8 protein-coding genes are annotated in these 14,530 nt (G+C 62.4%); 2 read left to right on the forward strand and 6 right to left on the reverse strand.

Annotated elements, in window-relative coordinates; translation table 11 throughout:
- Positions 1-48: 48 nt before the first annotated feature.
- The 3 genes from fusA to rpsL form a co-directional block, all read right to left on the reverse strand.
- On the reverse strand, positions 49-2,139 hold the full coding sequence (gene fusA / locus NKI97_RS06885; protein ID WP_023680448.1) for an elongation factor G: 2,091 nt from the start codon (positions 2,137-2,139) through the stop codon (positions 49-51).
- 30 nt (positions 2,140-2,169) lie between these two features.
- Positions 2,170-2,640, reverse strand: a complete 471-nt coding sequence (gene rpsG, locus NKI97_RS06890; protein ID WP_008875664.1) for a 30S ribosomal protein S7 — start codon at positions 2,638-2,640, stop codon at positions 2,170-2,172.
- An 85-nt stretch (positions 2,641-2,725) separates the two neighbouring features.
- On the reverse strand, positions 2,726-3,097 hold the full coding sequence (gene rpsL, locus NKI97_RS06895; RefSeq protein WP_006333356.1) for a 30S ribosomal protein S12: 372 nt from the start codon (positions 3,095-3,097) through the stop codon (positions 2,726-2,728).
- Positions 3,098-3,559: 462 nt separating this feature from the next.
- Between rpsL and NKI97_RS06900 the strand changes: the two genes are divergently transcribed.
- Positions 3,560-3,841, forward strand: coding sequence for a transcriptional regulator (locus tag NKI97_RS06900; RefSeq protein WP_254817147.1), 282 nt, complete (start codon positions 3,560-3,562; stop codon positions 3,839-3,841).
- Positions 3,842-3,964: 123 nt separating this feature from the next.
- Positions 3,965-4,894 carry a Gfo/Idh/MocA family protein gene (locus tag NKI97_RS06905; RefSeq protein WP_352833204.1) on the forward strand — a complete coding sequence of 310 codons (930 nt, stop codon included), beginning with the start codon at positions 3,965-3,967 and terminating at the stop codon, positions 4,892-4,894.
- A 48-nt stretch (positions 4,895-4,942) separates the two neighbouring features.
- On the opposite strand, the gene NKI97_RS06910 is transcribed toward NKI97_RS06905, so the two are convergent.
- The 3 genes from NKI97_RS06910 to rpoB form a co-directional block, all read right to left on the reverse strand.
- A complete protein-coding gene (locus NKI97_RS06910) occupies positions 4,943-5,608 on the reverse strand; it encodes an O-methyltransferase (RefSeq protein WP_352451052.1) in 666 nt (221 codons plus the stop codon).
- Between the two features lie 84 nt (positions 5,609-5,692).
- A complete protein-coding gene (gene rpoC / locus NKI97_RS06915) occupies positions 5,693-9,889 on the reverse strand; it encodes a DNA-directed RNA polymerase subunit beta' (protein ID WP_352750698.1) in 4,197 nt (1,398 codons plus the stop codon).
- 131 nt (positions 9,890-10,020) lie between these two features.
- Positions 10,021-14,157, reverse strand: coding sequence for a DNA-directed RNA polymerase subunit beta (gene rpoB, locus NKI97_RS06920; RefSeq protein WP_352451053.1), 4,137 nt, complete (start codon positions 14,155-14,157; stop codon positions 10,021-10,023).
- Between the last annotated feature and the right edge of the window lie 373 nt (positions 14,158-14,530).

Here is a 14,530-nt window from a genome sequence, read left to right on the forward strand (position 1 = left end):
CAGCCCGTGCGGGCCTTGAATTAAGTTACTGATGCAACTCGTTTCGAGTTACGCGTATTTCTTCTGGACTTCCTGGGCGACCGCGGTCGGGACCGGCTCGTAGTGGTCGAACTGCATCGTGTAGGCCGCGCGGCCCTGGCTCATCGAGCGAAGGTTGTCCACGTATTTGAACATGTTGGCGAGCGGCACCATCGCGTTGATGACCACAGCCACGCCACGGGCTTCCTGGCCCTGGATCTGGCCGCGACGGCCGTTCAGGTCGCCGATAACGCTGCCGACGTAATCTTCCGGCGTCACCACTTCGACCTTCATGATTGGCTCGAGCAACTGCACGCCAAGCTTGGGGGCTGCTTCACGGAAGCAGGCGCGGCCGGCGATTTCGAAGGCCAGAACCGACGAGTCCACGTCGTGGTAGGCGCCATCGATCAGCGTCGCCTTGACGCCGATCATCGGGAAGCCGGCGAACGGGCCCGAGGTCATGACGCTGTTGATGCCCTTTTCGACACCGGGGATGTATTCCTTCGGCACAGCGCCGCCGACGATCTTGGTTTCGAACTCGAATTCGCTGCTTTCCGGATTCGGCTCGAACAGGATCTTGACGCGGGCGAACTGGCCGGTACCGCCGGTCTGCTTCTTGTGCGTGTAGTCCTGCTCGTGCTTGCGGGTGATCGTCTCGCGGTAGGCCACCTGCGGCGCGCCGACATTGGCCTCGACCTTGAACTCGCGGCGCATGCGGTCGACGATGATGTCGAGGTGAAGCTCGCCCATGCCGGAAATGATCGTCTGGCCCGATTCCTCGTCAGTCTTGACGCGGAAGGACGGATCCTCGGCGGCCAGGCGGTGAAGGGCGAGACCCATCTTTTCCTGGTCGTTCTTGGTCTTCGGCTCGATGGCGATCTGGATGACCGGATCGGGGAATTCCATGCGCTCGAGGATGACCGGATGCAGCGGATCACTGAGCGTGTCGCCGGTGGTGGTGTCCTTGAGGCCAGCGAGGGCGACGATGTCGCCGGCAAACGCCTCTTCGACGTCGGCGCGCGAATTCGCATGCATCTGCAGCATGCGGCCGATGCGCTCTTTCTTGCCCTTCACGGTGTTGTCGACCGAGATGCCCTTGGTGAGCTTGCCCGAATAGATGCGGGCAAAGGTGAGCGAACCGACGAACGGGTCGTTCATGATCTTGAAGGCAAGCATCGACAGCGGCTCGTTGTCGTCGGCATGACGCTCGATCTCGGCGTCGGTCTTGGCGTCGACGCCCTTGATGGCCGGGACATCGGCCGGCGACGGCAGATATTCGACGACGGCGTCGAGCAGCGGCTGCACGCCCTTGTTCTTGAAGGCCGAGCCGCAGAACATCGGATAGAACTTCACCGCGATCGTGCCCTTGCGGATGAGCGCACGGATCTCGTCGTTGCTCGGCATCTTGCCTTCGAGGTAATTCTCGAGCGCCGTCTCGTCCATTTCGACGGCGGCCTCGATCATCTTCTCGCGGTATTCTTCGGCACGAGCCTTGAGGTCGGCAGGGATCTCGACGATGTCCCAGGCAGCGCCCAGCGTCTCGTCGCGCCAGACCAGCGCGTTCATCTCGACGAGGTCGACGACACCCTTGAACTCGGTCTCGGCGCCGATCGGCAGCTGCATGACGACGGCATGCGCACCGAGGCGCGATCCGATCATCTCGACCGAGCGGTAGAAGTCGGCGCCGATCTTGTCCATCTTGTTGCAGAAGATCATGCGCGGCACGCGATACTTGTCGGCCTGGCGCCAGACGGTCTCCGTCTGCGGCTCGACACCGGCATTGGCATCGAGCAGCGCAATGGCGCCGTCGAGCACGCGCAGCGAACGCTCGACTTCAATGGTGAAGTCGACGTGGCCGGGGGTGTCGATGATGTTGAAGCGGTGCATCTTGCCGTCGCGACCCTTCCAGAAGGTCGTGGTCGCGGCCGACGTGATGGTGATGCCGCGCTCCTGCTCCTGCTCCATCCAATCCATGGTGGCAGCGCCGTCGTGGACTTCGCCGATCTTGTGCGACTTGCCCGTGTAATAGAGGACGCGCTCGGTGGTCGTCGTCTTGCCGGCGTCGATGTGCGCCATGATACCGAAATTGCGGTAGTCTTCGATTTTATATTCGCGGGCCATGGGAGGTGCCTCTTCAGTCTCGTTCGCGCTTTACCAGCGGTAGTGCGCGAAAGCGCGGTTGGCTTCTGCCATCTTGTGGGTGTCTTCACGCTTCTTGACGGCGGTGCCGCGGTTGTTGGCCGCGTCCATCAGCTCGCCGGAGAGGCGGTCGACCATAGTGGTCTCGTTGCGGTTGCGGGCGGCGGCGATCAACCAGCGGATGGCCAATGCCTGACGGCGCTCGGGGCGCACATCGACTGGAACCTGGTAGGTGGCGCCGCCGACGCGGCGCGAACGCACTTCCACATGCGGCGCGACATTGTCGAGCGCCTGATGGAAGACGGTGACCGGCTCCTGCTTGGTCTTGGACTGAACCTGGTCGAGCGCGCCGTAGACGATGGTCTCGGCAACCGACTTCTTGCCGTCATACATGACGGCGTTCATGAACTTGGTGACGATCAGATCGCCGAACTTGGGGTCCGGATTGATCTCACGCTTTTCTGCACTGTGACGACGGGACATTTTTTCTCTGCCTCAATTCTACGCGGTGGCCTGGATCCCGGATCGTCGCTTGACGCCGCCCGGAACGACCTTGGCTACGCTTCGGTCACTTCGGACGCTTGGCGCCGTATTTCGAACGGCGCTGCTTGCGGTTCTTCACGCCTTGCGTGTCGAGCACGCCGCGGATGATGTGGTAACGGACGCCCGGAAGATCCTTGACGCGACCGCCGCGGATCATCACCACCGAGTGCTCCTGAAGGTTGTGGCCTTCGCCGGGGATGTAACCGATCACTTCAAAACCATTGGTCAGGCGGATCTTGGCCACCTTGCGCAGCGCCGAGTTCGGCTTCTTCGGCGTCGTGGTGTAGACGCGCGTGCAGACGCCCCGCTTCTGCGGGTTCTGCTGCATGGCCGGGACCTTGTTGCGCTTCACCGGCGCAATGCGCGGCTTGCGGATCAGCTGGTTGACGGTAGGCATTAAACCCTCTTGTCTCTCAATTCCATATCTCGCCCGGTCAGGGCCGCTCAAAGCGTCACTTCCATACGCAAATTCGGGCCACAAACCGCGCCTCGCGGTCTTGCCCGAACAAATGGCAGAGGAAGCGGAAGCCGCTTCGTGCACGCCGGAAATGTCTTTTCGCTCGTAAAACGAACCCTGTTTGAGGCAAACTCCAAAGCGTGTCGCTTCGGAAGCAAGAGCCTCACATCGGTTCTGACTGGGCGGCTTCTACTCGTATGGCCACTGTCCGTCAACCCCGGAGCGGCAAATATTGCGCTGAACCCGAGGCGTGGCAGCCATGCGAAAAGCGCATGTAATTTTCTTGCGCCGTTTTTCAAGAGGAAGCCAGAAAGTGACCGGCTTGCGGCTGTTTCCAGGCCGTGCTTCGTGCGAAAAGGCGGCATGAGCAGCCCAAACCCCCTCGCCCGGAGGTACGAACCCGTGAATGACAATGAGGAGCGCCCGGTCACCATTATTACCGGCCGGGTGTGGAAGCGCAAAGGTGGCAAGCCGGAAGGCGTGCATGTGATGCTGGTCGCACCGGACGACGATTCGGCGGTGCGCCGCGCTCTCGAATCGCTTGCCGCCGAAGGTTATGCCGAGGCAGAGCTCGATCAGATCGGCGACCTGGACGGCGTGCCGGACGAGGAGCCGCATCTGTCCGCCTATCAGGGCGCGCTCGAAGGCGAAGTGTCGATCGTGACGTTCGATGTGCCGATCTAAAGAGATCTGAATCGCGGTCGATCTCACGGGCCGGCGACAAAGCCCGGCGACTTGCCCGGCACAAGTTCTCTGCTAAGAAGCGACCTCTGGCAAAACCAAGCACACTCAACCTGCGGAGCTCCCATGTCCTCTAATCCCATCAAGCTCGGCATCGTCGGCGTGGGGAAGATCGTCCGTGACCAGCATCTGCCGGCGCTGGCGAAGGACCAGGATTATCGCCTGGTTGCCGCAGCGAGCCGCCATGGCAAAGTCGAGGACATCCCGAACTTCCCGACGATCGAGGCGATGCTCGACGCAACGCCGGAGCTCGAGGCGGTGTCGCTGTGCATGCCGCCGCAGTTTCGTTACGACGCCGCGCGCTTGGCGCTGGCGGCGAAAAAGCATGTTTTCCTGGAAAAGCCGCCCGGCGCCACGGTCAGCGAGGTCGAAGACCTGAAGGCGCTGGCGACAGCGAACGGCGTCTGCCTGTTCGCCAGCTGGCATTCACGCTATGCGCCGGCTGTCGAAGCTGCGCGCGCATTCCTTGGATCGACAACGATCAGGTCGGCCGCCATCAATTGGAAAGAAGACGTGCGCCGCTGGCATCCGAATCAGGAATGGATCTGGGCTCCCGGCGGCTTTGGCGTGTTCGATCCCGGCATCAACGCCCTGTCGATCGCTACCCACATCCTGCCGCCGATGTTCATCAGCTCGGCAGAACTCGATTTCCCCGAGAACCGCGCGGCCCCGATCGCCGCCCAAATCGCTTTCCGCACTTCGAACGGTCTGCCAGTGACGATGGAACTCGACTGGCGTCAGACCGGCCCGCAAAGCTGGGACATCCTGGCCGATACCGAGGCCGGATCGATGGTGCTTTCTGGCGGCGGCTCAAAGCTTGCCATCGATGGCCGCGTCGTTCACGAGGAGCTGGAAGCCGAATACCCGATGCTCTACAAGCGCTTCGCCGAGATCGTGCGCGCCGGCACCTCCGACGTCGATCTCGCGCCCCTGCAGCACGTCGCCGACGCCTTCATGCTCGGCAAGCGCAATGTGGTGGAAGCTTTTTTCGATTGATCAGTGGGCGCCGCCGGATCGCAGGTCCGGCCGGCGCACCGCACAAATTCAATTAACGATCGCTATTGCAAAGCCGTCATAGCCCTTGGCGCCAACAGTCTGGATCGCGGTGCCTTCCAGACGTTTGTCGCTGCCGATGAACGAGAACGCCGCGCGTGCCCCTTCGACATTGGCATCGCGACCATCTTCATTCACCACCGCGCCGTCACGGATGACATTGTCGCAGACAATGACGGTCCCCGGCCTCGAAAGATGCATGGCCCAGGACAGATAGTGCGGGTTGTTCGGCTTGTCGGCGTCGATGAAGATGAAGTCGAACGGCCCGGCATTCTCGGCGCCTAAGGCCGCAAGCGATTGAAGCGCCGGTCCGACCCGCAGTTCCACACGGTCAGACACCCCTGCCCGTTCAAAGTTCGACCGCGCGACACTGGCGTGGTGCGGATCAAGCTCGAGCGTCACGACCTTGCCGTCCATCGGCAATGCTCGCGCCATCCAGATTGTCGAATAACCGCCCAATGTGCCGATTTCGAGTACCTTCCTCGCTCCCTGCATTCGCGCAAGAAGTGAGAGCAGCTTGCCTTGTGCCGGGGAAACGTCGATAGGCGGCAGGCCCTGATCATGGTTGGCCGCCAGAACGGCATCAAGAGCGGGATCCGCCTCGAAAAGAGCTTCGACAATGTAGTCGTCGACAGCAGCCCAAATCTTCCTGCTCATCGTTTCTTCTCCGATCCGATTGAGGAACCAAAATGCGAAAAGGGGCCACTTAGGCCCCTTTTCTATCTTCTCTTTCTTGCGCGCTTACTGCGCCGCGTTAACCATGTCGGTCAGCATCGGCTCGGCGACCTCGACGCCGGACGCCTTGCGGCGCTCGTCGATGATCAACTCGTCGCGCGAGGTGGCGATGCGCCGGATCTGGCTCATCGTACCGCCGGTACCGGCCGGGATCAGCCGCCCGACGATGACGTTTTCCTTCAGGCCCTGCAGCATGTCGGTCTTGCCGGCAACCGCAGCTTCGGTCAGCACCCTCGTCGTCTCCTGGAAGGAGGCGGCGGAGATGAAGGACGGCGTCTGCAGCGAGGCCTTGGTGATGCCGAGCAGCACCGGCTGGCCTTCGGCCGGCTTCTTGCCTTCCTCGACCAGGCGCTCATTGACCTCTTCCAGCTCGATCACGTCGACGTGGTCGCCCGGAATGTAGGTCGAATCGCCCTGCGTGGTGATCTCGACCTTCTGCAGCATCTGGCGAACGATCACCTCGATGTGCTTGTCGTTGATCGACACGCCCTGCAGTCGGTAGACCTCCTGGATTTCGTTGACGAGGTAGGAGGCAAGCGCCTCCACGCCCTTGATCGCCAGGATGTCGTGCGGCGCCGGATTACCGTCGAGGATGTAGTCGCCCTTCTCGATGACGTCGCCGTCCTGGAGATGGAACGGCTTGCCCTTCGGGATCAGATATTCGACCGGCTCAAGCATCGAGTCATGCGGCTCGATGATGATACGGCGCTTGTTCTTGTAGTCGCGGCCGAAGCGGATCGTGCCATCGATCTCGGCGATGATGGCGTGATCCTTCGGACGGCGTGCCTCAAACAGTTCGGCAACACGCGGCAGACCGCCGGTGATGTCCTTGGTCTTGGCGCTTTCCATCGGGATACGCGCCAGCACGTCGCCGGGGCGAACCTGTGCACCCGGCTCGACCGAAAGAATGGCCTCGACCGAGAGCAGGAAGCGGGCGTCACCGCCCTTCGACAGCTTGCCGACCTTGCCCTTGGCATCCTGGACGACGATCGCCGGCTTGAGATCGTTGCCGCGTGGCGTCGAACGCCAGTCGATGACCTCGCGCTTGGTGATGCCGGTCGATTCGTCGGCGGTTTCCTGAACGGAAATGCCATCGACCAGATCCTCGAATGCCACCCTGCCCTCGATTTCGGTGAGGATCGGGCGGGTATAAGGATCCCACTCGGCGATACGCTGGCCACGTTTCACCTTGTCGCCATCGTCGACGAAGATGCGCGAACCGTAGGTGACGCGGTGCGTGGCGCGTTCCTTGCCAGCTTCGTCGAGGATCAGCACCGCCATGTTGCGGCCCATGACCATCAGCTGGCCGTCGGAGTTGCGCACCACGTTGCGGTTGCGGATCTCGACCTTGCCCTCATAGGAGGCTTCAAGGAACGAGGAATCCACCACCTGCGCCGTGCCGCCCATGTGGAAGGTACGCATGGTGAGCTGGGTGCCCGGCTCGCCGATCGACTGCGCCGCGATGACGCCGACAGCCTCGCCCTGGTTGACGGGCGTGCCGCGGGCCAGATCGCGTCCGTAGCAGACCGCGCAGACGCCGACCCTGACCTCGCAGGTCAGCGCCGAACGGATGCGGACCGACTGCACGCCGGCCTTTTCGATCAGTTCCACGTCACGCTCGTCCATCAGCGTTCCGGCCTTGACCAGAACCTCGCCGGTGACCGGGTGGGTGATGTCGTCGAGCGAGGTGCGGCCGAGAACGCGCTGGCCAACCGAGGCGACGACCTGACCGGCATCGACGATCGGCTGCATGGTGAGGCCCTTGTCGGTGCCGCAGTCGAGCGAGTTGACGATGCAGTCCTGCGCCACGTCGACAAGACGACGCGTCAGGTAACCCGAGTTCGCCGTCTTCAAGGCGGTGTCGGCCAGACCCTTGCGGGCGCCGTGGGTCGAGTTGAAGTACTCGAGCACGGTGAGGCCTTCCTTGAAGTTCGAGATGATCGGCGTCTCGATGATTTCACCGCTAGGCTTGGCCATCAGGCCGCGCATGCCGGCGAGCTGGCGCATCTGGGTGGGCGAGCCGCGCGCACCGGAGTGCGACATCATGTAGATCGAGTTCATCGGCTTCTGACGGCCGTTGTCCTCGAACTCGACCGCCTTGATGCGGGCCATCATTTCGTCGGCGACCTTTTCCGAGCACTTGGCCCAGGCGTCGACGACCTTGTTGTACTTCTCGCCCTGGGTGATCAGACCGTCATTGTACTGCTGCTCGTACTCCTTGGCCAAAGCCTCGGTGTCGGAGACCAGCTTGATCTTGGCGTCCGGGATCAGCATGTCGTCCTTGCCGAACGAAATGCCGGCACGGCAGGCGTGGCTGAAGCCGAGAGCCATGATGCGATCGCAGAAAATGACCGTCTCCTTCTGACCGCAATGGCGGTAGACGGTGTCGATCATCTTGGAGATGTTCTTCTTGGTCATCTCCTGGTTGGCGGTCTCGTAGGGCACGTTGTGGTTCTTCGGCAGCAGCTCGCCGATGATCATGCGGCCAGGCGTGGTATCGTAGATCTTCGACACGACCTTGCCGTCGGCGTCGACCGTGCGGAAACGCCCCTTGATCTTGGCATGCAGCGTCACCGCCTTGGTCTCGAGCGCGTGCTGGAGTTCGCCCATGTCGGCAAACACCATGCCCTCTCCCGGCTCGTTCTGGTTGACGATCGAGAGATAGTAGAGACCGAGAACCATGTCCTGCGACGGCACGATGATCGGCGCGCCGGAAGCCGGGTGCAGGATGTTGTTGGTCGACATCATCAGCACGCGGGCTTCAAGCTGCGCTTCCAGCGACAGCGGCACGTGAACGGCCATCTGATCGCCGTCGAAGTCGGCGTTGAAGGCCGTGCAGACCAGCGGGTGAAGCTGGATCGCCTTGCCTTCGATCAGGATCGGCTCGAACGCCTGGATACCGAGGCGGTGCAGCGTCGGTGCGCGGTTCAGCAGCACCGGATGCTCGCGGATGACCTCGTCGAGGATATCCCAGACCTCCGGACGCTCCTTCTCGACCAGCTTCTTCGCCTGCTTGACGGTCGAGGAGTAACCCTTGGCGTCGAGACGGGCGTAGATGAAGGGCTTGAACAGCTCGAGCGCCATCTTCTTCGGCAGGCCGCACTGGTGGAGCTTGAGCTCCGGACCGGTGACAATGACCGAGCGGCCGGAATAGTCGACGCGCTTGCCGAGCAGGTTCTGGCGGAACCGGCCCTGCTTGCCCTTCAGCATGTCGGACAGCGACTTCAGCGGACGCTTGTTGGCGCCGGTGATGACGCGGCCGCGGCGGCCGTTGTCGAACAGCGCATCGACGGCTTCCTGCAGCATGCGCTTTTCATTGCGCACGATGATGCCGGGCGCGCGCAGCTCGATCAGCCGCTTCAGGCGGTTGTTGCGGTTGATGACGCGGCGATAGAGATCGTTCAGATCCGACGTGGCGAAACGGCCGCCGTCCAGCGGGACAAGCGGGCGCAGATCCGGCGGGATCACCGGAACCACCTTCATGATCATCCATTCCGGACGGTTGCCGGATTCCATGAAGTTCTCGACGACCTTGAGCCGCTTCAGGTACTTCTTCTGCTTGAGCTCGGAGGTGGTCGAAGCCAGCTCAGAACGCAGATCGCCGGCGATCTTCTCGAGGTCCATGCCGGCCAGAAGGTCGTGGATCGCCTCGGCGCCGATCATGGCGGTGAACGAATCCTCGCCATACTCGTCGACGGCCATCATGTACTCTTCCTCGCTGAGCAGCTGGTGCTCCTTCAGCGCGGTGAGGCCGGGTTCGGTAACGATGTAGTTCTCGAAGTAGAGGACCCGCTCGATGTCCTTCAGCGTCATGTCGAGCAGCGTGCCGATGCGCGACGGCAGCGACTTCAGGAACCAGATGTGGGCGACCGGTGCCGCCAGCTCGATATGGCCCATGCGCTCGCGGCGGACGCGCGACAGCGTGACTTCGACGCCGCACTTCTCGCAGATGACGCCCTTGTATTTCATGCGCTTGTACTTGCCGCACAGGCATTCATAGTCCTTGATCGGGCCAAAAATGCGCGCGCAGAACAGGCCGTCACGCTCCGGCTTGAAGGTGCGATAGTTGATGGTCTCCGGCTTCTTGATCTCGCCGAACGACCAGGACAGAATCTTCTCAGGGCTGGCAAGCGAGATCCGGATGGAATCGAACACCTGCGCAGGCGCCTGGGGATTGAAGAGATTCATGACCTCTTGGTTCATGCCGTTCTCCTTTTCGGGGTCCTCGAAAACCCCTTGCATCTAGCGCGGGCCAAACGCCCGCCGACTTGATCGGCCATCGGCCGAGAATTTGGTGCGTCCGGTCGCGGGAAGACCGCGGCCGGACGTCTTGCTTACTCGGCCGCGTCGGGCAGCCGGATCGGGTTGTCGTCGAGCTTGGTGTTCTCCAGCTCGACATTGAGGCCGAGAGACCGCATTTCCTTGACGAGAACGTTGAAGCTCTCGGGAATGCCGGCCTCGAAGGTGTCGTCGCCTCTGACGATCGCCTCGTAGACCTTGGTGCGGCCGGCGACGTCGTCCGACTTCACCGTCAGCATCTCCTGCAGCGTGTAGGCGGCGCCGTACGCTTCGAGCGCCCAGACCTCCATCTCGCCGAAGCGCTGGCCACCGAACTGCGCCTTGCCGCCCAGCGGCTGCTGGGTAACGAGCGAGTACGGCCCGATCGAACGCGCGTGGATCTTGTCGTCCACAAGGTGGTGAAGCTTGAGCATATATATGTAGCCCATCGTCACTTTGCGATCGAACGGCTCGCCGGTGCGCCCGTCATAGAGCTGCGACTGACCGCTGGTGTGCAGGCCCGCCTGCTCCAGCATGATGTTGATGTCGGCCTCGTGCGCGCCGTCGAACACCGGTGTCGCGATGGAGACGCCGCGGCGCATCTGCTCGCTGAGGCGAACGATGCTCTCGTCGTCATATTCGCGGACCGGCTCGTTGCGGTCGTTGGAAGGCATGAAGCTCTCGAGCGTCTTGCGCAGCGGCTTGATGTCGCCCGCCGTCTTGTACGCGTCGATCAGATCGCCGATCTTCTTGCCCATTCCGGCGCAGGCCCAGCCCAGGTGCGTTTCCAGGATCTGGCCGACATTCATGCGCGACGGCACACCCAGCGGGTTGAGCACGATATCGGCATGCGTGCCGTCCTCGAGGAAAGGCATGTCCTCGACCGGAACGATCCGCGACACGACACCCTTGTTGCCGTGCCGGCCGGCCATCTTGTCGCCGGGCTGCATCTTGCGCTTCACGGCCACGAAGACCTTGACCATCTTCATAACGCCCGGAGGCATCTCGTCGCCGCGCTGCACCTTCTCGACCTTGTCCATGAAGCGCTGCTCGAGCGCCTTCTTGGAATCGTCGTACTGGCCACGCAGGGCTTCCAGTTCGCTCTGGAGCTTTTCGTTCTCCACGGCAAACTGCCACCACTGCGAACGCGGATACTCGTCGAGCGTGTCCTTCGACAGCTTCGAGCCCTTCTTGAAGCCCTTCGGCCCGGCAATCGCTTCCTTGCCGACGAGAACGTCGGAAAGACGCGAATAGACGTTGCGGTCGAGGATCGCCTGCTCGTCGTCGCGGTCCTTGGCGAGGCGTTCGATCTCCTCGCGCTCGATCGCCATGGCGCGCTCGTCCTTCTCGACGCCGTGGCGGTTGAAGACACGCACTTCAACGACGGTGCCGAAGGTTCCCGGAGGCATGCGCATCGAGGTGTCGCGCACGTCCGAGGCCTTTTCACCGAAGATGGCGCGCAGCAGCTTTTCTTCCGGCGTCATCGGGCTTTCGCCCTTCGGCGTGATCTTGCCGACCAGGATGTCGCCCGGCTGCACTTCCGCACCGATGTAGACGATGCCGGCCTCATCGAGGTTCTTCAGCGCTTCTTCCGAGACGTTGGGAATGTCGCGCGTGATCTCCTCCGGCCCCAGCTTGGTGTCGCGGGCCATGACTTCGAACTCCTCGATGTGGATCGAGGTGAAGACGTCGTCGGCGACGATGCGCTCGGACAGGAGGATGGAATCCTCGTAGTTGTAGCCGTTCCACGGCATGAACGCGACCAGCACGTTACGGCCGAGGGCCAGATCGCCGAGCTCGGTCGACGGGCCGTCGGCGATGATGTCGCCCTTGTTGACCCGGTCGCCCATGCGCACCAGCGGACGCTGGTTGATGCAGGTGTTCTGGTTCGAACGCTGGAACTTCATCAGCCGGTAGATGTCGACGCCGGACTTGCCGGGATCGAGATCTTCCGTGGCGCGGATGACGATACGCGTCGCGTCCACCTGGTCGACGATGCCGCCGCGGCGGGCGCCGATAGCGGCGCCCGAGTCACGGGCGACGATTGGCTCCATGCCGGTGCCGACGAACGGCGCTTCGGCGCGCACCAGCGGCACGGCCTGACGCTGCATGTTCGAGCCCATCAGCGCACGGTTGGCGTCGTCGTTCTCGAGGAACGGGATCAGGGCCGCGGCCACCGACACCATCTGCTTCGGCGACACGTCCATCAGATCGACGTTTTCGCGCGGCGCCATCATCACTTCGCCGGCGTTGCGGCAAATGACGAATTCGTCGACGAAATGACCATTCTTGTCGAGCTCGGCATTGGCCTGCGCGACGTGGTGCTTGGCCTCTTCCATAGCCGACAGGTAAACGACTTCATTGGTCAGCTTGCCGTTGACGATCTTGCGGTACGGGCTCTCGATGAAGCCGTATTTGTTGACGCGCGCGAAGGTCGCAAGCGAGTTGATCAGGCCGATATTCGGTCCTTCCGGCGTCTCGATCGGGCAGATGCGGCCGTAATGCGTCGGGTGCACGTCGCGCACCTCGAAACCGGCACGCTCGCGGGTCAGACCGCCCGGTCCAAGCGCCGAAAGACGGCGCTTGTGGGTGATCTCCGACAGCGGGTTGGTCTGATCCATGAACTGCGACAGCTGCGAGGAACCGAAGAACTCGCGCACGGCGGCAGCCGCCGGCTTGGCGTTGATCAGGTCCTGCGGCATCACCGTATCGATCTCGATCGAGGACATACGTTCCTTGATCGCGCGCTCCATGCGCAGCAGGCCGACGCGGTACTGGTTCTCCATCAGCTCGCCGACCGAGCGCACGCGGCGATTGCCGAGATTGTCGATGTCGTCGATCTCGCCCTTGCCGTCGCGCAGTTCGACCAGCGTCTTGACCACGGCCAGGATGTCGTCCTTGCGCAGCACGCGCACGGTATCCTCGGCCTTGAGCTCGAGGCGCATGTTCATCTTGACGCGGCCAACGGCCGACAGATCATAGCGCTCGCTGTCGAAGAACAGCGAGTTGAACATGGCTTCAGCGGTTTCCAGCGTCGGCGGCTCGCCGGGGCGCATGACGCGGTAGATGTCGAACAGCGCGTCCTGGCGGCTCTCGTTCTTGTCGACGTTGAGCGTGTTGCGGATATAGGCGCCGACGTTGACGTGGTCGATGTCGAGGACCTTGATCTCATCGTCACCGGTGCCAAGCAGCACTTTCAGCGTCTTTTCGTCGATCTCGTCACCGGCTTCGAGGAAGATCTCGCCGGTCGCGTAGTTGACAATATCCTCGGCAAGGTAGTTGCCGAGCAGATCCTCGTCGGTCGCCTTGATCGCCTTGAGACCCTTTTCGCCAAGCGCCCTGGCCTGGCGGGCGGTGATCTTCTTGCCGGCCTCGACGACGACCTCGCCGGTGTCGGCGTCGACCAGGTCACCAACGGCCTTGAGGCCGCGGAAACGCTCGACGTTGAACGGGATGCGCCAATGGTCGCCGGCGCGCTTGTAGGTGATCTTGTTGTAGAAGGTCGACAGGATCTCTTCGCCGTCCATGCCGAGCGCCATCAGCAGCGACGTCACCGGAATCTTGCGGCGGCGATCGATGCGGGCATGCACGACGTCCTTGCTATCGAACTCGATGTCGAGCCACGAACCGCGATAGGGAATGACGCGCGCGGCAAACAGAAGCTTGCCGGACGAGTGCGACTTGCCCTTGTCATGGTCGAAGAAGACGCCTGGCGAACGGTGCATCTGCGAGACGATGACGCGCTCGGTGCCGTTGACGATGAAGGTGCCGTTCAAGGTCATGAGCGGCATGTCGCCCATGTAGACGTCCTGCTCCTTGATGTCCTTGATCGACTTGGCGCCGGTATCCTCGTCGATATCGAACACGATGAGGCGCAGCGTCACCTTGAGCGGCGCCGCATAGGTCAGGTCGCGCTGACGGCATTCGTCAACGTCGAATTTCGGTCCCTCGAACTCATACTTCACGAATTCCAGCATCGAGGAGCCGGAAAAATCGGAAATCGGGAAGACCGACTTGAAAACTGCCTGCAGTCCCTCGTCAGGACGCCCACCCTTGGGCTCCTCCACCATCAGGAACTGGTCATAGGATGCCTTCTGAACCTCGATCAGGTTCGGCATCTCCGCAACTTCCGGGATCTTTCCGAAAAACTTGCGTACGCGTCTGCGGCCATTGAAAGTCTGGGTCTGGGCCATCGTCGCTCCTTAGCTCAATTCTCGGGACGAGCCTCGCCGCGGCTCGCCTTGCATCTCGGGCCACCTTGGCGGCCCTGTCTTGTTGCCCGCCGCCTGTCGGCGGCTTCTTGTCTTTTCACCCGGCGCCAATTGGCGGCGGGCCAGAAACGGGAGAAAACCCGTTTCCTGAAGGCCGGTTTGCGGCCCTCAGGAAAGAGGTTTTCGCACTCTTCGCGTTACGCAGCCTCCCTTCGACGCGAAAGGAGTGGCGGGGGGCGGCCCCCCCGGCGCCCGGGGGCCACCCGGAAGTAAAGTTGGACATAGGGGGCGGGGCGGGGCGCTGGGGCGGGGTGGTTTTCGGCGGGGGCGGGGGGGGGGGGGACGTGATCCGGCG

This window comes from Mesorhizobium sp. M0296, from assembly GCF_040321675.1.
GTDB lineage: Bacteria > Pseudomonadota > Alphaproteobacteria > Rhizobiales > Rhizobiaceae > Mesorhizobium.